General features: G+C 61.5%; 14 protein-coding genes. 13 read left to right on the plus strand and 1 reads right to left on the minus strand.

What is annotated here, in order from left to right:
- The first annotated feature begins 2 nt into the window (after nt 1-2).
- The 5 genes from I2E13_RS09090 (at nt 3) to I2E13_RS09110 (ending at nt 7,480) form a co-directional block, all read left to right on the plus strand.
- Nucleotides 3-1,190: an ABC transporter permease gene (locus I2E13_RS09090; RefSeq protein ID WP_195404884.1), complete on the plus strand. Its 1,188-nt coding sequence runs from the start codon at nt 3-5 to the stop codon at nt 1,188-1,190.
- Nucleotides 1,177-2,382, plus strand: a complete 1,206-nt coding sequence (locus I2E13_RS09095) for an ABC transporter permease (protein WP_195404885.1) — start codon at nt 1,177-1,179, stop codon at nt 2,380-2,382. Before I2E13_RS09090 ends, I2E13_RS09095 begins: the two co-directional genes overlap by 14 nt.
- A gap of 253 nt (nt 2,383-2,635) precedes the next feature.
- Nucleotides 2,636-3,349, plus strand: a complete 714-nt coding sequence (locus I2E13_RS09100) for an ABC transporter ATP-binding protein (RefSeq protein ID WP_117769772.1) — start codon at nt 2,636-2,638, stop codon at nt 3,347-3,349.
- Nucleotides 3,350-3,357: 8 nt separating this feature from the next.
- Nucleotides 3,358-6,024 carry an ABC transporter permease gene (locus I2E13_RS09105; protein WP_195404886.1) on the plus strand — a complete coding sequence of 889 codons (2,667 nt, stop codon included), beginning with the start codon at nt 3,358-3,360 and terminating at the stop codon, nt 6,022-6,024.
- Nucleotides 6,025-6,274: 250 nt separating this feature from the next.
- Nucleotides 6,275-7,480, plus strand: a complete 1,206-nt coding sequence (locus I2E13_RS09110; RefSeq protein ID WP_195404887.1) for a DUF362 domain-containing protein — start codon at nt 6,275-6,277, stop codon at nt 7,478-7,480.
- A 133-nt stretch (nt 7,481-7,613) separates the two neighbouring features.
- On the opposite strand, the gene I2E13_RS09115 is transcribed toward I2E13_RS09110, so the two are convergent.
- Complete coding sequence (locus I2E13_RS09115; RefSeq protein ID WP_195404888.1) at nt 7,614-8,579, minus strand: alpha/beta hydrolase; 966 nt, start codon at nt 8,577-8,579, stop codon at nt 7,614-7,616.
- Nucleotides 8,580-8,765: 186 nt separating this feature from the next.
- Here I2E13_RS09115 and trhA point away from each other — a divergent pair, with 186 nt between their 5' ends.
- The 8 genes from trhA to I2E13_RS09155 all read left to right on the plus strand — a co-directional run bounded on the left by trhA (nt 8,766) and on the right by I2E13_RS09155 (nt 17,998).
- Nucleotides 8,766-9,449 carry a PAQR family membrane homeostasis protein TrhA gene (gene trhA, locus I2E13_RS09120; protein ID WP_195404889.1) on the plus strand — a complete coding sequence of 228 codons (684 nt, stop codon included), beginning with the start codon at nt 8,766-8,768 and terminating at the stop codon, nt 9,447-9,449.
- A gap of 113 nt (nt 9,450-9,562) precedes the next feature.
- On the plus strand, nt 9,563-10,936 hold the full coding sequence (locus tag I2E13_RS09125; RefSeq protein WP_195404890.1) for a hemolysin family protein: 1,374 nt from the start codon (nt 9,563-9,565) through the stop codon (nt 10,934-10,936).
- 24 nt (nt 10,937-10,960) lie between these two features.
- A complete protein-coding gene (locus I2E13_RS10990) occupies nt 10,961-11,794 on the plus strand; it encodes a cyanophycin synthetase family protein (protein WP_229057914.1) in 834 nt (277 codons plus the stop codon).
- A 136-nt stretch (nt 11,795-11,930) separates the two neighbouring features.
- Entirely contained in the window at nt 11,931-12,320 is a 390-nt protein-coding gene (locus I2E13_RS09135; protein WP_195404891.1) for a YtxH domain-containing protein, read from the plus strand.
- Nucleotides 12,320-13,075, plus strand: a complete 756-nt coding sequence (locus I2E13_RS09140; RefSeq protein WP_195361872.1) for a PRC-barrel domain containing protein — start codon at nt 12,320-12,322, stop codon at nt 13,073-13,075. Before I2E13_RS09135 ends, I2E13_RS09140 begins: the two co-directional genes overlap by 1 nt.
- Nucleotides 13,076-13,147: 72 nt before the next feature.
- Nucleotides 13,148-14,554, plus strand: a complete 1,407-nt coding sequence (locus I2E13_RS09145) for a polysaccharide deacetylase family protein (protein WP_229057915.1) — start codon at nt 13,148-13,150, stop codon at nt 14,552-14,554.
- Nucleotides 14,555-14,882: 328 nt separating this feature from the next.
- Nucleotides 14,883-16,727, plus strand: a complete 1,845-nt coding sequence (locus I2E13_RS09150; protein ID WP_195404892.1) for a magnesium transporter — start codon at nt 14,883-14,885, stop codon at nt 16,725-16,727.
- A gap of 74 nt (nt 16,728-16,801) precedes the next feature.
- Nucleotides 16,802-17,998, plus strand: a complete 1,197-nt coding sequence (locus tag I2E13_RS09155) for an Nramp family divalent metal transporter (RefSeq protein WP_195404894.1) — start codon at nt 16,802-16,804, stop codon at nt 17,996-17,998.
- Nucleotides 17,999-18,307: the final 309 nt, after the last annotated feature.

An 18,307-nucleotide genomic window follows, 5' to 3' on the forward strand; every position in this document is an offset into this window, starting at 1 on the left:
CCATGTTCAACACCATCATCACCACGGTCAAGACGCTGCTGCGCCGGCCGAGCACGTGGGTCTGGGGCGCTCTCTTTCCTATTGCGCTTTCCACGATGTTCATGTTTATGTTTGCGAACCTCAGCTCCGACGGCACGGTCGACCCGGTGCCGGTTGCCGTCGTGGCGGACGAGGCCTGGGATGCCTCGACCTTTAAGGACGTGGCAGCTTCGCTTGCCAAGGCAAGCGACGATCAGCTGCTCGATGTGAGCGAGTGCGAAGACTTGGCTGCCGCGCGCAAAGCGCTCAAGGCCGGCGAGGTCGCGGGCATCTATACGGTTGATGCCGCGGGCACGCCCAGGCTCACGCTGCTATCGAGTTACGACAGCTCGCGCGCCTCGTCGGTGCTTACCGACCGCAGCATCCTTGAAACGGTGGCAAGCTCGTATACGCAAAATGCCGAGCTCATGGCCCAGATTGCTCAAGATGACCCGGCGGCGCCCGCCGACCCGGAGGCGGTTGCGCGCGCTCTGTCGCTCGAGGGCGGAACCCGCCGCGTGAGCCTGACTCGTGCCACGCCCGATGGCACGGTCATCTACTATTACGCGCTTTTTGGCCTGGTCGCGATGATGTCTGCCGAGTTTGCCGCCTTGAGCGTCGTCGATTTGCAGCCCAATCTGTCCGGCCTCGGCGCGCGCCGCTGCGTGGGCGGTCTTTCCAAGACGGCGTCGCTGGCCGGCATTTTTGTCGGCTCGTGGCTGGTTTCCTTTGCATCGATGGCGGTTGCGATCGGCTACGTGCGCCTGGTCGTGGGCGTCGACTTTGGCGGGCGCGAGGGGTTGTGCCTGCTGGGCGGGGCTGCATCCGCGCTTGCCGCCACGGGCCTGGGGCTTTTTGTGGGCACGCTTCCCGTTAAGGGCGGCAAGGCATCCAAGTCGGGCATCCTCACGGGCTTTGCCACCACGTGCGCCCTGTTCGCCGGCCTCTACGGCGAGCCGGCGATGGCGCTTGCCGACGACGTCGCCCGCGCTTGTCCGGTCGAGTGCTGGCTCAACCCCGTCAAGCTCATCTGCGACATGTTCAATCGCCTGTATTTCTTTGAGGACCTGGGGCCCTTCGCTGTTCGCGCCGGCGCGCTCGTCCTGATGGCCCTGGTGTTTGTCGCCGCCGCTACGCTGATCTTTGGAAGGAGCCGCTATGAGCACCTTTAAGACCGCGCTTCGCATGGCGCTGGCGCACCCGTTCTACCTGCTCATCTATACGGTGTTCATCTCGCTCATGGGCGTATTCATCGCGGCTTCGGTGAGCTGGAACTCGTCGCAGCTTACCGAGTACAAGCCCTACGACACCAACGTGATCGTGGTCGACCGCGACAATAGCGACCTTTCGCGGGCGCTTACCAAGCACCTGGGCTCACGCTTTGACCTGGTCACGGGCGTCGGCGACGACACATACGACCTTGCCGACGCGCTTTCCAAGAGCAACAGCGCCAAGGGCAGTGCCGATTGCGTGTTCTTTATCCCGGAGGGGTTTGAGGACGATCTTGTTGCAGCCGCCCGTGCGGGGGAGGCCCTGCCCAAGCTCGACGTGACCTATGGTTCCGGCACCATGGCGGCGGCGCTTTCGTCCGCCGAGGCCTCGCGCTGGATCTCGCTCGCGGGCGCTGCGGCGGCGCTTGAACCCGCTGCCTCCAACGGTGACGTCGCAAGGGCCGCCGAGCACGCGGCCGCAAAGCGCGCGGAGGTCCAGATCGAGCAGGTCAAGGTCGACTCGACTGCTGCTACCACGCTCGAGTCGTACTTCAACTTTGGCGCGTACGCGATCATCTCGTCGGTCATCGTGTCGGTGGGACTGGTGTTTTCGGGCATGAACGAGCCCGAGCGCGTGCGCCGCATGGATGCCAGCCCGGTCTCTGAGCGCCAGCGTTCGCTCGCTGTGTTCGCGGCCGCCGCCGTGCTCACCGTCTGCATCTGGCTCGTGTCGAGCATGATGGGCGTCGTGGGCTTTGCCAGCGCGGTTGCCGAGGTCGGCGTGGGTCGCGTGTGCCTGGCGCTGGCGGCAACGTTTGCCCTGGCGTGCACGCCGCTGGCCGTTGGCTTTACGCTGTCGAGCCTGGGCGCTCGCGAGGAGTTGCTCAACGGCGTGGGCAACTTGCTCGGCTTGCTCATGACGTTTTTGGGCGGCGCCTGGATGCCATTGTCGCTGATGGGTCCGGCCGTGCAGACGGCGGCGCACTTTGTGCCGACGTATTGGGTGAGCGACGCGATCGGCAAGGCGCTTGCCTCGGACCTGACGTCTGCCGTGCTGGGCGACATCGCCTGCGACCTGGGCGTCACGGTGCTCTTCGCCGCCGCCATCGCCGCCGTAGGCCTGGCCCTCACCCGCGCCAAATCCCACGCCTAGCTACCTGGTCATCGGGGACAGTCTTTGCCGATTCGCCGGCAGGGCTGGCAGGGACTGTCCCAATATGTCGGCACTTGGGGACCACTCATTGGGGACAGACTTAAATGAGCGATTTCACTCATTTAAGTCTGTCCCCAATGAGTAGTCCCAATGAGTAGGTTGGAAAATAGTTCGCGCACGTCGCTTAAAAATAGTTCGCCCGGGTTTACTATTAGCCTAGAAAAGTAGCGGAAGGCTAACAACGGGGGATAGCATGTCGACAAAGCAAGCCTACGTCCAGGTCAACGGGCTCAAGAAGCACTACGGCGACGGCGATGCGCGCCTGACGGTGCTCGACGGCATCGACACGTCCATCAACCGCGGCGAGATCTGCGTCATGCTGGGGCCCTCGGGCTCGGGCAAGTCGACCTTTCTCAACCTCATTGGCGGCCTGGAGGATGCCGACGGCGGCTCCATCATGGTGGACGGCTGCGACCTCACGGTGCTCAACCCTACCGACCTGGGCGAGTACCGCCGTCGCGAGCTGGGCTTTGTCTTCCAGTTCTACAACCTGGTGCCCGACCTCACCATCAAGGAAAACATCGAGGTCACGGCGCACCTGTCCAAAAACCCGCTCAATATCGACGACCTGCTGCGTTCGCTGGGCCTCTACGAGCACCGCAACAAGTTCCCGCGCCAGGTCTCGGGCGGCCAACAGCAGCGTTGCGCCATCGGCCGCGCGCTCGTCAAAAACCCGGGCCTGCTGCTGTGCGACGAGCCCACGGGCGCGCTTGACTACAAGACGTCCAAGGAAATCTTGCAGCTCATGGAGGATGTCAACCGCACCTACGGCTGCACCATCATCATTGTCACCCACAATGCCGCCATCGCGCGCATGGCAAATCGCGTGCTGCGCCTGCGCGACGGGTGCATCGTCGAGGACGAGCTCAACGAGTCGCCCGTCGCGGCCGCCGAGCTCGATTGGTAGGCGGCGTCATGACACCTCTCGCAAAACGTCTCCCGCGCGAGCTGCGCCGCAATATCGGCAAGTACCTGGGCATCTTTTTGCTTATGTGCGGGAGCATCGCCCTTACCTCGGGCTTTTTGCTCGCGGCGCATTCCATCGGCTGCCTTATCGACGACATGCGCGATGCGTACACGATCGAGGACGGCCGCGTGACCACTTCCTTCGAGGCCACCAAAGACCAGCTCAAGGCCGCCGAGGATGCAGCCGGCGACGTCGGCGGCGTCGCGCTCTACAAGAATTTCTCCATCGACGCCATGGTCAAAAAGACCGCCGGCGACGACGGCACCAAGCGCACGCTGCGCACCTATGCGGATCGCACCAAGGTCGATATCGCGTCCTACTGCGAAGGTAGGCGGCCTAAGGCGGACGACGAGGTGGCCATCGACCGCGTCTTCGCCACCAATAACAACCTGTCCGTGGGCGATAAAGTCGAGCTCGAGGGTCGCACCTACACCATCTGCGGCATCATGACTCAGCCCGATAGCCAGGCGCTGTTCCTCAACAACTCCGACTTTACGGTGAACACCATCACCTATGGCGTGGCCGAGGTCACCGACGCCGGCTTTGCCGCGCTCGAGGATGCCGGCGGCGCGCCTGCCTACACATACTCCTTTACCTTTACCGATCGCGACCTCCCCACCGCGGATCGCATCGATGCGGAGCAGGATATGGTCGAGGCGCTGACCGATGCCGATGCGCGCGTGGATGACCTCATCGACGCCGATTCCAACCAGGGCATTGGCTACGCGCGCGACGACGTAGACGGCGACTCCATGATGTGGACGACGTTGCTCGACATCATCATCGTGATCATGGCGTTTATCTTTGTGGTCCTTACCGACGCCACCATCGAGGAGGAGAGCGCCATCATCGGCACGCTGCTCGCCAGCGGCTATCGTCGACGCGAGATCGTGCTGCACTACCTGGCACTTCCCGCCATAGTGGGCGTGGTCGCGGCGCTTTTGGGCACGGCGCTCGGCGTTGCGTTCTTTACCGAGCCCATGCGCGGCCTCTATTACGGCTCGTACAGCCTGCCGCCCTTCCAGGTGTACTGGAGCTGGGAGATCTTTGTGAAGTGCGCCGTGGTTCCCGCCGCCGCGCTTATCCTCATTACGCTGGTGGGCCTGCTCCGCAAAATGGGCAAGACGCCGTTGCAGTTCCTCCGTCACGAGGCGGGCGGCAAGTCGGGCACCAAGCGCGGCCTGCAGCTGCCGGAGCGCATGGGCTTTGTCTCGCGCTTCCGCCTGCGCATCTTCCTGCGTAATCTGGGCAACTTCGCCACGCTTTTCGTGGGCATTGCGTTTGCCTCGCTGCTACTGCTCTTTGGCCTGGCGATTCTGCCCACGATGACGCACTACGCGGACAACCTCGAGACAAGCCTGGTCGCCGAGCACCAGTACACGCTCAAGGCCCCGCTGGAACTCGAGGGCACCGCCGAGGAGCGCGAGCAGTGGTCGGCACTCGAGCGTTTGCAGTCGGTTGACGGCGCACTGCTTTCTGCCGCTCAGGATGCCGATGACGAGCTTGACGACGCGGCCGATGCAGCGCAGGCAGCAGCCGATGCCGCGACCAGCGCTCCGTCTGCCGAGAGCCTGGCCGCGGCGCAGGACGCGCTCGCCAAGGTCCAGGACAAGAAGGATGCGCATTATGCGCGCCTCGATGACCTTGCCGATGCCCTCGGCTGCGACCGCGACGAGGCTATCGACCTGATCGACAAGGCCTCTAAGATCGACACTGACAACGATGATATCCACCCGGTCAATACGACCGACAACGGCGCGGGCGCAATCGCGCAGGCCGAGAAATATGCCGTTTACCAGCTGCAATACGACCGCGGCGATGGTAATGGGCAGGAGACGATTTCCGTCTACGGCATCTCGCCCAACTCGCGCTATTGGAAAGATCTCAACGTCGGCGATGGGCGCGTTGTCTTTGGCGGTGGCTTGCTCGACAAGTTTGGCTGGAGCGAGGGACAGAAGGTCACGCTCGGCGACAAGTGCGAGGGCAAGGACTATTCGCTGGAGTACATGGGCAAGGACTGTGCCTGGGGCTCCAAGTCGGACATGAATATCTATATGAGCATCGATGACTTTAACGAGCTGTTCGGCAATGACGCCACCTACTTTAACGGCTATGTGAGCGACGAGAAGCTCGACCTCGATGCTCGTTACTTTGCCGGCGACACCACGCCCGACGACATGCGGGCCGTGGGCGACCAGTTCATCGGCATGATGAGCAAAATGATCGGCATGATGGTTGGCCTCGCGGTGTTTATCTTCCTGCTGTTTATGTATCTACTGACCAAGGCTGTGATCGACCACAGCGCCCGTTCGATTAGCTATATGAAAGTCTTTGGCTATCGCGATAGCGAGATCTCGCATCTGTACATCCGCTCGATCACGCTGTGCGTGGCGGCGTCGCTCGTGCTGAGTCTGCCGGTCATTATTGGCTCGCTCACGGCCATCTTCCGCTCGATGCTGCTCGCCTACAACGGCAATATCGAAATCTATGCGCCCGCTTGGTCCATGGTTGCATGCGTCGGCATTGGCTTTGCGACCTACCTGGTCGTGGCGTTGCTGCACATGCGTTCCATCAAACGTGTGGGCCTGGCCGAAGCTCTCAAGGTGCAGGAGTAGTCATCGGGGACAGTCTTTGCCGATTCGCCGGTTCGCCGGCCGTGCTGGCAAGGACTGTCCCCAACTGCCGGCAGGAAAGGAACGTCCCTAGCTGCCAGGTGGCGAGGCACTCATTTAAGTCCGTCCCCAATGAGTGGTTTCAGTCATTTAAGTCTGTCCCCAATGACTAGGTGCCGCGCTTGACATTAACTCTGCTTTAACTGGTACCATCCCTTATGTCTGTAACGCCATATAGACCGAGGGGATATATATGACCGCAACTGCACCCGCAGCACCCGCCAAGGTGTACTTCACCAACCTGCGCACGCATGCTCGCGAGAGCCAGCTCGACAAGCTCAAGCGCCTCATCCGTCACGCCGGTATCGAGCAGATCGACTTTGAGAACAAGTTTGTCGCCATCAAGATTCACTTTGGCGAGCTGGGCAACCTGAGCTTTTTGCGCCCCAACTACGCCCGCGCCGTCGCGGATGTCGTGAAGGAGCTGGGCGGCAAGCCCTTCCTCACCGACTGCAATACGCTCTATGTGGGTAGCCGCAAAAACGCGCTCGAGCACATCGACACCGCCTACCAGAACGGCTTTACCCCGTATGCCACGGGTTGTCAGATCATCATCGCCGACGGCCTCAAGGGCACCGACGAGGCGCTCGTCCCGGTCGAGGGCGGCGAGTACGTGCGCGAGGCCAAGATCGGTCAGGCGCTCATGGATGCCGATATCGTGATTAGCCTCACCCACTTTAAGGGCCATGAGCAGGCCGGTTTTGGCGGCGCCATGAAGAATTTGGGCATGGGAGGCGGTAGCCGTGCCGGCAAGATGGAGCAGCATGCCGCCGGCAAGCCGAACGTCGCGACCGAGCACTGCGTTGGCTGCCGTGCCTGCGAAAAGATCTGTGCACACAACGCCATCTCGTTTGACGACACCCGCGAGCGCGAGCTTGCCAGCGGCAACACCCGCACTGTCCACGTGGCTGCCATCGACCACGATCGCTGCGTGGGCTGCGGCCGCTGCATCGGCGTGTGCAATCAGGACGCCATCAAGCCCGGCTATGAGGCCGCGGCCGACGTGCTCAACTGTAAGATCGCCGAGTACACCAAGGCCGTCGTCGACGGCCGCCCGAGCTTCCACATTTCGCTCGCCATGGACATCAGCCCCAACTGCGACTGCCATCCCGAAAACGACACACCCATCGTCAACGATATCGGCATGTTCGCGAGTTTCGACCCGGTCGCCATCGACCAGGCCTGTGCCGACGCCGTCATGGCGTCCGAGCCGCTGCCCAACACCGAGCTCACTGACAGCGCTGCCAAGATGGAGCATAACCACGAGCATCTGGAAGGCGAGCAGGCCAAGGATCCCTTCTGCATCACGCATCCCGATACCGACTGGCGCGTGTGCATCGCGCACGCCGAGAAGATCGGCTTGGGCACGAGCGAGTACGAGCTTATCGAGGTCAAGTAGCGCCTAGCTATTGGACAAAACAAGCGCCTTTGTAGCGTTAGTTGAGCAAAAGCCGCCCGTGAGCACAGTGCCCACGGGCGGCTTTTTGAAAGTGCTAGGGGGCCAAGATAAAGCAGTAAACTGCGCTATTTGCCTAAAAATTCTCGTCGAGGAAGTTGTCGACCGTGTTCCAGTAGAGCTCGGGGTCAACTTGCGTACTCTTGGCGTGGGTGGCGCCATGGATAGTGAGCTTTTGCTTGACCTTGCTGGCGCACGCGTCGTAGTTTTGGTCGAGCATGCTGTACGGCACAAAGGTGTCTTGGTCACCGTGGATAAACAGCATGGGAACCGTCGCGTGTCTGAGTTGCTCCACACTGCTCGCCTTATGAAAGTCGTAGCCTGCGCGCACGTTGCACACCAAGTTTGCTACATCGAGCAAGGGAAAGCTGGGCAGACCAAATACATCCTTGAGCTGCAGGGAAAACTCGTCCCAAACGCTTGTATAGCCGCAGTCCTCGATAATGCATTTCACGTTTGCGGGCAGAGATTCCCCCGCGACGTTCATGGCAGTTGCCGCACCCATCGACTCGCCAAAGACCAGGATGCGCGCCTCGGGGTCGGCTGCAACGATCCGCCCAATCCATGCAACGACATCGAGCCGCTCGGGCCAGCCCATGCCGATATAGTCGCCGCCGGAGCGCTCGTGGGCGCGGGCGGCGGGTGCGAGTACGTTCATGCCGCGGTCGTGGAATCGCTTGACGTATCGAGCCATGCCGATGGGCTCGTTGGTATATCCATGCAGGCAGACGGCGTAGTCGTGTGTGCTCTCCGACGCAGCAAAATACCAGGCGGCGAGCTCGGTTCCGTCATCTGCGGTGAGGCTGCTGCTCTTGCGGTTCTCTTTAAACCATGCCCGCGCCTCGGTATCCTCGGCATCCGGCTGCTCACCTTCTTTGTCGTTCTTGCTATCCTGCATCATCTTCATGGTGTATGGCGCGCGGGGATTCAGCGCGAAGTCAAACAGAAAGTTGCCGGCAAACCCCAGCAACGCGACAACGAGCACCAGCGCAACGACGCCGGTTATCTTGAGCTTTCGATGGGAACGTGCGTTTTGAGACATAAGAAGCTTTCCTATAAGATGTTAATACATCAACATTTAATGCAAGCGCATTATGGACGTTCGCCGTTGATGCGTCAACAGGCAAAGAATGGGTAAACAAAGGGTCACGTATGGTGCAAATTTCGCACGTACCTAGACGCTTTGATATAGTGTTGAGAACTCTTTACGTTGGAGGATGTAACCGGCATGTCCGATTCGAGCGACAGTTCTAAGCCGCGACCCAAGACCGCGGCCGTTCCACACTACACAGTGGGCGAGGAGATCATGAACTCCGTCACCCATGGTGTCGGCTGCCTGCTGGGTATCGCGGGCCTGGTGCTCCTGATTGTATTCGCCGCCCTGCGCGGCGGAGGCCCGGCCCACATGGCCGCGGCGATTGTCTATGGCGTCAGCATTATCCTCGAATACCTAGCCTCCACGCTCTACCACGCGATTCAGCCCGCGTGCGCCAAGCGCGTGTTTCGCATCATCGACCACAGCTGCATCTACCTGCTCATTGCGGGCAGCTATACGCCGTTTTGCCTTATCACGCTCGCAAACGACGGCGGCCCTGCGCTGTTCTTTGCCGTATGGGCCATCGCCATTATCGGCATCGCCCTCGAGTGCTTTATGCGCGAGCGTCAACCGCACTGGGTAAGCGGCCTGGTCTACCTGCTGATGGGCTGGCTCGTTGTCTTTAAGCTGCCCGAACTTGTGGCGCTGCTCAACCCCGTGGCGCTTGCCCTGCTCGCCGTCGGCGGCGTGTGCTACACCGCGGGCGTGCCGTTCTATATCGCCAAAAACGTGCGCTATCTTCACAGCGTGTTTCACCTGTGGGTACTCGCCGGCAGCATCTTCCAGTTCATGGCGGTGATCCTCTTCGTAATCTAGCGATCGCGCCTGCGCCCGCGGGCCCGTCCGGGCGCCCGCCGGGTGCAACTGCCCTATCCGCCATTAACGTTTTGACCTGACGTCCCGAATCTTGGAGGTTCGAGAAACTCCCGATGGACATAACCATCTCCCTTATCACCACCCTCGTTTTGACCCTCATCAACGGCTACTTCTCTATGTCCGAGATGGCGCTCACCACGGCCAAGCGCGCCGTGCTGGAGCACGAGGCCGAGGAAGGCGACAAACGCGCCGAGCGTGCCATTAAGCTAGCTGCCGACTCCGACCAGCTGCTCGCCACCATCCAGGTTGCCATTACGCTCGTGGGCTTCGCCTCGTCCGCCGTCGCCTCGACGAGTCTGTCCGACCCGCTCGCCACGTGGCTCACGAGCTTTGGCATCGCGCCGCTCTCCGCCATCGCGCGCGGCCTGGCGCCGGTCATCATTACCGTCGCGGTCGCCTTCGTATCCATCGTGATCGGCGAGCTCGTCCCCAAGCGCATCGGCCTGGCCAATGCCGAGGGCGTGTCCAAGCAGGTCGTGGGCCCGCTTTCCGTGTTCCAGAAGATCGCCCGTCCGCTCGTGTGGCTGACTGGCGCTTGCTCCGATGGCCTGGCCCGCATCCTGCGCATCAAGAGTGCCGACGACCGCCAGAACGTCTCGGAAGAAGAGATCAAGTACATGGTCTCGGAGCAGGACGACCTGCTCGACGAGGAAAAGCGCATGATCCACGAGATCTTCGACCTGGGCGACACCGTTGCCCGCGAGGTCATGGTGCCGCGCGTGGACACCACCATGTGCGAGGACGACGAGACGGTCGCCGACGTGCTGTCCACCATGCGCCAGACCGGCTTCAGCCGCATTCCCGTCTATCACGAGGATCCCGACAACGTCGCCGGCATTGCGCACATCAAGGACCTGATTCAGCCCGCGCTCGACGGCAAGGGCGACCAGCCCATCGCCGGTTTTTTGCGCGACGCCACCTTTGTGCCCGACACCAAGGACATCCTGCCGCTGCTGTCCGAGATGCAGACCTCTCACGACCAGATCGTGGTGGTCGTGGACGAGTACGGCGGTACGGCCGGCATTATCACCATCGAGGACATCGTCGAGGAGATCGTCGGCGAGATCGAGGACGAGTTCGACCCCGACAACAAGTATCTCACGCGCCTTTCGCGCCGCGAGTGGCTCGTTGATGGGCGTTTTTCGTGCGATGACGCGATTGAGCTTGGTTGGCCGCTCGAGGAAAGCGATGATTATGAGACCATCGCCGGCTGGATCTTGGAGCTTTGTGACTCGGTGCCCGACATCGGAGAGGTGTTTGAGGTCGCGGGGTACAAGTTTAAAGTTCAGTCGATGCGTGGCCAGCGCATCTCGCTCATTCGCGTGATCGCTCCGGCCGAAACCGATAAGAAGGATTCCGAGTCTTCGGCAGAGAAGCCGGCGGCGTCGGGTGCGGGCTCTGTGGATCCGCACGATGGCGACGAGTAGGGCAAGGAAGAGTAGGGGAGAGTTATGGCAGGCCTGTTCAACATCCTTAAGGTCACCGTCAGCGAGGACAAGATCTGCGCGCATGTGCTGGTGAACCCCGGCATGCCGCTCATGACCTCGGAGGATATCGAGGCCACGGCGCGCGTGTATTACCTGGTGCCGGCGATTGCCAAGCACCTGTGCCTGGGTGATTCCGGTCGCGAGTTCCAGGACTGCATGGGCCAGACCGAGCTCTGCCACCTGCTGGAGCACGTGACGGTTGAGCTCATGAACGAGACCGGTCTTGCCGGTAGCATCTCGTGCGGCCGCACGCGCGTAAGCGAGCACGACGAGCGCGTCTTTGAGGTTGAGCTTTCGTGCCCCGATGACGCACTGGCCATCGGTGCGCTGTCGTCGGCCACCTTTATGATGGACTGGGCGTACCTGCACGCCGACCAGCCTGCCCCCGACGTGGAAGGCACGGTCGCGGGTCTGCGCAACCTGGTGCTGGGCATGCGCGCCGAGGCCGAGGGCAAGGATCCTCACGAGGCCGTCGCCGCTGCGAACGGCGAAGATGCTGCCGAGGACGAGGGCGCTGACGAGGGCGATGTGCCGGCCGACGCCGAGCCCGTTGCCGATGCGACCGCCGAGCCTGTTCCCACCGAGCCCCAGGGTGTCCCCAACTTTGACGACGAGCCCCAGGTGGCGATTGATACCGAGGGTGCGGTTGCCGAGAAACACGAGGCTTCCGCTGCCGTCTTTGGCGGTGCGGCGACGGTTCCGGCAGGACCTGCGCATGAGGGCGGCCTGCCGCTCGTGGACGGCGCCGGCGAGGACCCGGGTGCCACGGTGACCATGCCGGCTATGCCTCAGGAGTAGGCCTACGCGTTTATCACCATCACGTACCTGCGCCTTTGCCGTACGCAGATGAGCGGAGCGGCAAGTGATGCGCTGCGGGTATAATGGACAGCATTCAAACGGTGGGCACCGACGTGCCCGCAGGAGAGGAATGATCATGGGTAAGACTTTCAGCTTTGTCTCCGGCGCACTTTTTGGTGCCGCTGCCGGCGCTATTGTCGGCGTTGCTCTGGCCCCGCGCTCGGGCGCCGAGACCCGCGCCATGGCCGCCGATATCGCCAACGACGCCTGGGACAATATGCGCGACACCTACGAGCACAGCGCCGAGGAGGCCCGTGCTGCGGTGAATGACTTTGGCCCGATGGTCGACGCCAAGACCGACGACCTGCGCGCCAAGGTCGACCTGGCCCGCGAGCGCATGGACCAGCTGCGCGAGCAGCTCAACGACGCCATTTCGGGCGGCAACGTGACGCCTGCCGCCGACGTCGTGGTCGAGAACGCCGTCGTGGCTGATACCGAGGCTGCGGAGCCCTCGACCGAGGCATAATGCGCGCCGGGGATTTTGTCGGCGCCAAGATCTATCGCAAGCCTACTGAGGACAAGCGTACCAAAAAGGACGGCACACCGCGCAGCCCTAAAAAGCTCGGAAAGATTCACTTTCCGGTCTTTACCCCGGGCGGTACGCGCGTGGTCGGCTTTATGGTCCGCCAGTCCGATATCGCGGGTATGATCGAGCGTCCCGACCGATTCGTAGCGCTCGACGCCATTGGTGTCTACGAGGGCGCCATCGCGGTTGACGACGTCAAGGGCACCTACGATACCGCTGCGGCCAAGCGCCTCGACATCAACCTGGACGATTGCATCATCTGGGTCGGTATGGACGTGCGCACGGAATCGGGCGACGTCGTGGGCTATTGCTCGGACGTTGAGTTCAAGCCGCGCTCGGGCATCGTGCAGGCATTCTATGTGACCGCTGGTGCTGCTTCGAGTGTTTTGGTTGGTGACACGCAGGTGCCGCCGACGATGCTGCGCGGCTACGAGAACGGCGCGATGGTCGTCTCGGACGAGGTCAAGTCGCTCGGGTATTCGGGCGGTGCGGCTGCCAAGGCCGCCGAGGCCAGCGTCGTGGTGGGCGACAAGGTCAAAAAGGGCGCCAAGGTGCTCGACGACAAGGGATCGGTTGCCGTGGACAAGGGCAGTCGCGCACTGGGCAAGCAGCTCGGCAAGACGCGCGGCATGTTCAAGGCCTTTAAGGACGAATACCAAAAGGCGAGCGGAGGCTCGTCAAAAGCTACAAAATAGCGACGTACCAAATGATGGGAGGCAAGCCGGAGACCTGTTGCTCCGGCTTGCTGTGTTTATGGGGGAGGGCACATGCGCCAAAACGGATCCAACTTAAACGGGCGTTCGGGTGCGCGTCCGACGGCGCGCCGCGACCTAGGGCAGCTGCCCAGCGGTCAGCGCAAGCGTCACCGTAAGCCCGGCGCGATGTATCTCAACCATAGCCGCGGCTTTAGCGACCGCAGCGCTCGCATCGGCAACAGCCGCACACCCCGTCGTTCGTCTCGCCTGCCCTATGCGCTCATTGCCGTGGGCTGCGCGCTCGTGCTGTTTATCGCTGCCGTCGTGGGCTACGTCAACCGCAGTGTGGACGTGGAGCTCAACGGCCAGAAGACCGCGGTGCGTGTGGGCTCTACGCTGCAGAATCTCATCGACGACCAGGAGTTGACTGACACCTACGACGCAGGCGACCTGCTGGCCGTCGATGACAGCGTGCTCAAGCGCCATGGGGGCGAAAAGCTGTCGGTGAAGGTCGACGGCAAGCGCGTGAAGCAGGGCAAATGGGATAGCCGCGAACTCGAGGGCGGCGAGAAGGTGACGGTCAAGGATGGCCGTAACACTTACGAGAAGCACGAGGTTCAGGCTACGGTTATCGAGCCCAAGCTCAAGGTCGAGGGCACGGGCGCTATCGAGTATGTGCAGACATGGGGTGTCCAGGGCCGATCCGAGGTGTGGGTTGGTGAGCAGTCAGGCAAGACGCAAGACCGCGGCGAGGTTGTGCCCGCCACCGATTGCGTTGTTGCGTGCGCCAGCGTGGCGCCCAAGGGCAACAAAAAGTACGTGGCACTGACGTTTGACGAGGGTCCGAGCGGCGCCACCAAACAGATCTTGCAGGTGCTCAAGGAAAAGGGCGTCACCGCGACGTTCTTCCTTTCGGGCGATGCGGCCGAGGCCTCGCCTGCCACGGCCAAGGCGATCGTCGATGCCGGGTGCGAAATCGGATCCAACAGCTACAGCGACGATTCGCTCAAGGGTCAGGACCGTGAGGCGGTACGCGAGCAGATCACGAAAGGCACCGATGCGATTAAGTCGGCGACCGGCGTGAAGACGATGCTGCTGCGTGCCCCCTACGCTGCCTTTGACGAGCAAAACTGGATTGATGCGATGGACCTGGTTTCCGCCGTGGTCTCGTGGAATATTGACTCGGGCGACTGGCTGCTCAACGGTGCCGACGAACAGGTCTCGACAGTGCTCGATTCGGTGACGCCCGGCAATATTGTGCTGCTCACCGATAGGGACGAATGCGCCGAGCAGACGCTCGAGGCGCTGCCGCAGATTATCGACGGCCTTGTCGCCGACGGCTACAAGATTGTGACGCTCAGCGACCTGGTCAAGACGGACACGTCGCTGAGCAAAAAGCTCACCTCGCTGACGAAGGTCACCATGCCCAAGGGCGCCGTGTTCCCCCAACTTGCCGAGGACGATGACACCACAGAGTAGTCATTGGGTAGTCGTTTAAGAACGTCCCGAATGGCTATGTCACGGATGCGTCAGCGTTTGGTATGCCTGCAATGTGCAGCGCATAAATTCGATGCCGCAGGGCGATGCTGATGCTATAGTTACTGCGGTTAATGAGGGTCAAGAGAAAGGTTACAGGTGAAATCCAAACCTCGACCATACAGTCGATGACCCCATGCAGGTGCTTTTTGCGCATGCACGGGGTGTGAGCGCCGAGCGGCGTGCCGCCCGCGCATGCGTATACATATCCAGAAGCCCCCGGACGCCGCACGCGCGGCCGCGGCCGGAGGAATAATGATGGGGAGCACCATTGAATTATCTGAGTGAGATGCTCAAATTGCCGGTCTTGGACGTCGACGGCGAAAAGCTCGGCGTGGTCAACGATTTTGGTATTGCTACCGGCGAAGTTTTTCCGCACGTGACGTCGCTTGCGTTCCGTGGGCCCGGCAAGACGCCGTTTATGATCAGCTGGCGCAAATGGGTCGACCGTATCGATGAGACGGGCGTGTATCTCAACACGTCTGCCACCAATATTCGCTTCTCGTACCTGCAGCCGACCGAGCTCCTGCTTGCCCGCGACGTGCTCAACAAGCAGATTGTCGACACGCAGGGCATGAAGGTCGTGCGCGTCAACGACATCAAGTTTTCCATGTCGGGCGAAAACCAGCTGCGCCTGCTGGGTGCCGAGGTCGGTGCCCGCGGTCTGCTACGCGCCATCAGCCCCGCGCTCGAGCATATCGTCGAAGGCTTTATGAAGCACCTGGGCAAGCCACTCAGTGAGGACATCATCGCCTGGTCCTACATGGACCTGCTCGACCGCTCGACCAAGAACATTCAGCTCTCGGTGTCGCACAAGACGCTCGGCGAGCTGCACCCTGCCGACATCGCCGACATTATCGAGCAGCTCGACCCGCGCCTACGTGCGCAGGTGTTTGCGCAGCTCGATACCGCCCAGGCCGCCGAGGCCATCTCGGAGTTCGATGACGACGAGCTTATGACCGAGATGCTCGAGGGCCTGTCCGACACGGACGCATCGTCGATGCTGGCCATGATGGACCCGGACGACGCCGCCGACCTGATCGACGAGCTCGATTACGAGAAGGCCGAGAAGCTCCTGCGCCTGATGGGCGTCAAGGAGGAGAAGGCGATTCGTAACCTGCTGGGGTATGAGGACAACACCGCCGGCCGCATCATGACCTCGGAGTTTGTCTCCCTGCCCGCCACGGCAACGGTCGGTGACGCCATCGAGGCGATTCGCGAGCTCGACGAGGACTTCGAGAGCGTCTACTACGTCTATACCGAGGACCCGAGCGGCATGCTGACGGGCGTGCTTTCGCTGCGCACGCTGATCGTGGCCGACCGCGACGCCACGCTGGGCCAGCTCGCCTATCGCGATCTGGTCTACGTGTCGCCCGACGAGGACCAGGAAGACGTGACGGACGAGATGACCAAGTACGACCTGGTTGCCATTCCTGTCTGCGACGAGAACCGTCATATCCTGGGTATCGTGACCTTCGACGATGCCATGGACGTTATCGCCGAGGAGCATCAGGAGGACCTGCAGATCGCCGGTGTCGGCTCGGGCGATAGCGCGTCGGACGACTCGACGAACGTGCTCAGCTGGTTCGTGCATCGCCAGTACTGGGTTGTTGTATGGGGCATCGCGTCGTGCATCATGGCGACCGTGCTGGGGACGGCGCTCGGCTCCGCGCATCTGGTGGTGTTCCCCATGTGCGCCATGCCGCTCGTGCTGCTGGCGGCCTCGCGCATGGTGTCGTTCGTCAAGAACTACTTCCTGGAGTATGACGGTCACGACGACGAACCCAAGCCGTATCTGGGGTTCTTCTTCCAGAGCACGGGCATGGGCCTGATTCTGTCACTCGTGACCTACCTGTGCGCCCAGCTGGTGCGCACCACCGCGTTCCCCGATGCGCCCATGTTTGAGGAGCAACTCTTTACCGGGTGCTTTAATATCGCTGCCATCATTTGCCTGGTTGGCAACATGAGCGCCGTGATTTACCTGATGGTGCTGTTCTGGCGTGACGAGCATGACCTCAACACGTCGGGCACCGCCATGAACGTCATTGCCGTCATGATCTCGTGTGTGGCGTATTGCATCGCCGCGGTGCTGCTCGCCATGTCAGTCATGGGTTAGGTGGTCGCGTGCAAAATACCAAGCAAAAGTCGGGCACCAAGCAAAAGCTGACCATCGCGGCCATCTTTGGCGCTATGGGTCCCGGTCTGCTGGCGGCGCTTTCGGGCAATGACGCCGGCGGCATTGCAACGTATTCCAGTGCGGGCGCCAGCTATGGCTACAAGATGCTCTGGATGCTTCCCGTCATGACTGTGCTGCTCATCGTGACGCAGGAGACCGCGGCGCGCTGCGGCTGCGTCACGGGTAAGGGCCTGGCATCGCTCATTCGTGAGCGCTTTGGCGTGCGCAAGAGTGTACTTGCTATGGCGGCGCTGTTGATCGCCAACACGGCTGTGACCATTTCGGAGTTCGCGGGTATCGCGAGCGGCCTTGCCCTCTTTGGCGTGCCGGCGAGCATTTCGGTGCCGCTCGTGGCGCTGCTGGTTTGGATGCTTACCATGTCGGGCAGCTTCCAGCGCATCGAGAAGATTCTGCTGCTGGTGAGCTGCGTGTTCGTGACCTATATCGTCGCCGCGTTTATGGCTGGCCCCAACTGGGGTGAGGTCGCGGTCGACCTAGTCGTGCCTAACATTCAAAATGACCCCAGCTACGTGTCGCTCGTGGTCGCAACGATCGGTACCACCATCGCGCCGTGGATGATTTTCTTGGCGCAGAACAACGTGGTCGATAAGAACGCGGGCGAGGACGATATCGTGCTGCAGCGTATTGATACCGTGAGCGGCTCGATCGCTGCTGATATCATTGCGGGCTTTATTATCATCACAACCGGCACGGTGCTGTTCCCGGCGGGTATTCAGATTAGCGATGCCGCCGATGCTGCCCGCGCGCTGGAGCCTATTGCGGGTCAGTGGTCCACGGTACTGTTTGCCTCGGGCCTGGTCGCGGCGAGCTTCTTGGCTGCCTGCGTGCTGCCGGGCGTTACGTCGAGCGCTATCTGCGAAGCATTTGGCTGGGAGCGCGGTGCCGACCGCAGCTGGGACGAGGCCCCGGTCTATCGCGGCATCATTACGGCCATCATCGGCATCTCTGCCGTGCTGGTGCTTATGCCCGGTGTCGATCTGTTTCAGATTATGATGACCTCGCAGGTCATCAATGGCGTGCTACTGCCCGTGGTTCTGGTGTTCCAGGTGGTTATCGCCGCCGACCGTCACATTATGGGTGCCAACCGCAACGGCCGCGTGTGGAACGTGCTCACGTGGGTGACCATTGGTGTGATTACGGTGCTGACGGTTGTTATGTTTGTCTTGCAAGCGATGGGCTACAGCGCTTAGCGCCTCTTTTGGACTCCAAACAGGCCGCTGCCATGGGTTGCGGCCTGTATTTTGCCTGTTATAGGGGGTTAGTAATATGTGAGTGGACAAATAATGCCAAATATGAGTACTGTTGTCTGGCCGATAGCATTTACGACCAAGAAAATAATGAACATAGTTAAGAATCTGTTTATTAAAAGCGGGTCTCCAAGTCCTAAGCCGGCCATTCTGGTCAACTGGAAGGCTCGCGCGCGGTAGCGCACAGAGATGTGGTGTAAGAGGCGGGGCATGCCCCGCCTCCGCCCTTTCTTGAAAGGGAGGGGACACCGC

The sequence above is a fragment of the Collinsella aerofaciens genome, assembly GCF_015554145.1.
Classification (GTDB): Bacteria; Actinomycetota; Coriobacteriia; order Coriobacteriales; family Coriobacteriaceae; genus Collinsella; species Collinsella aerofaciens_AA.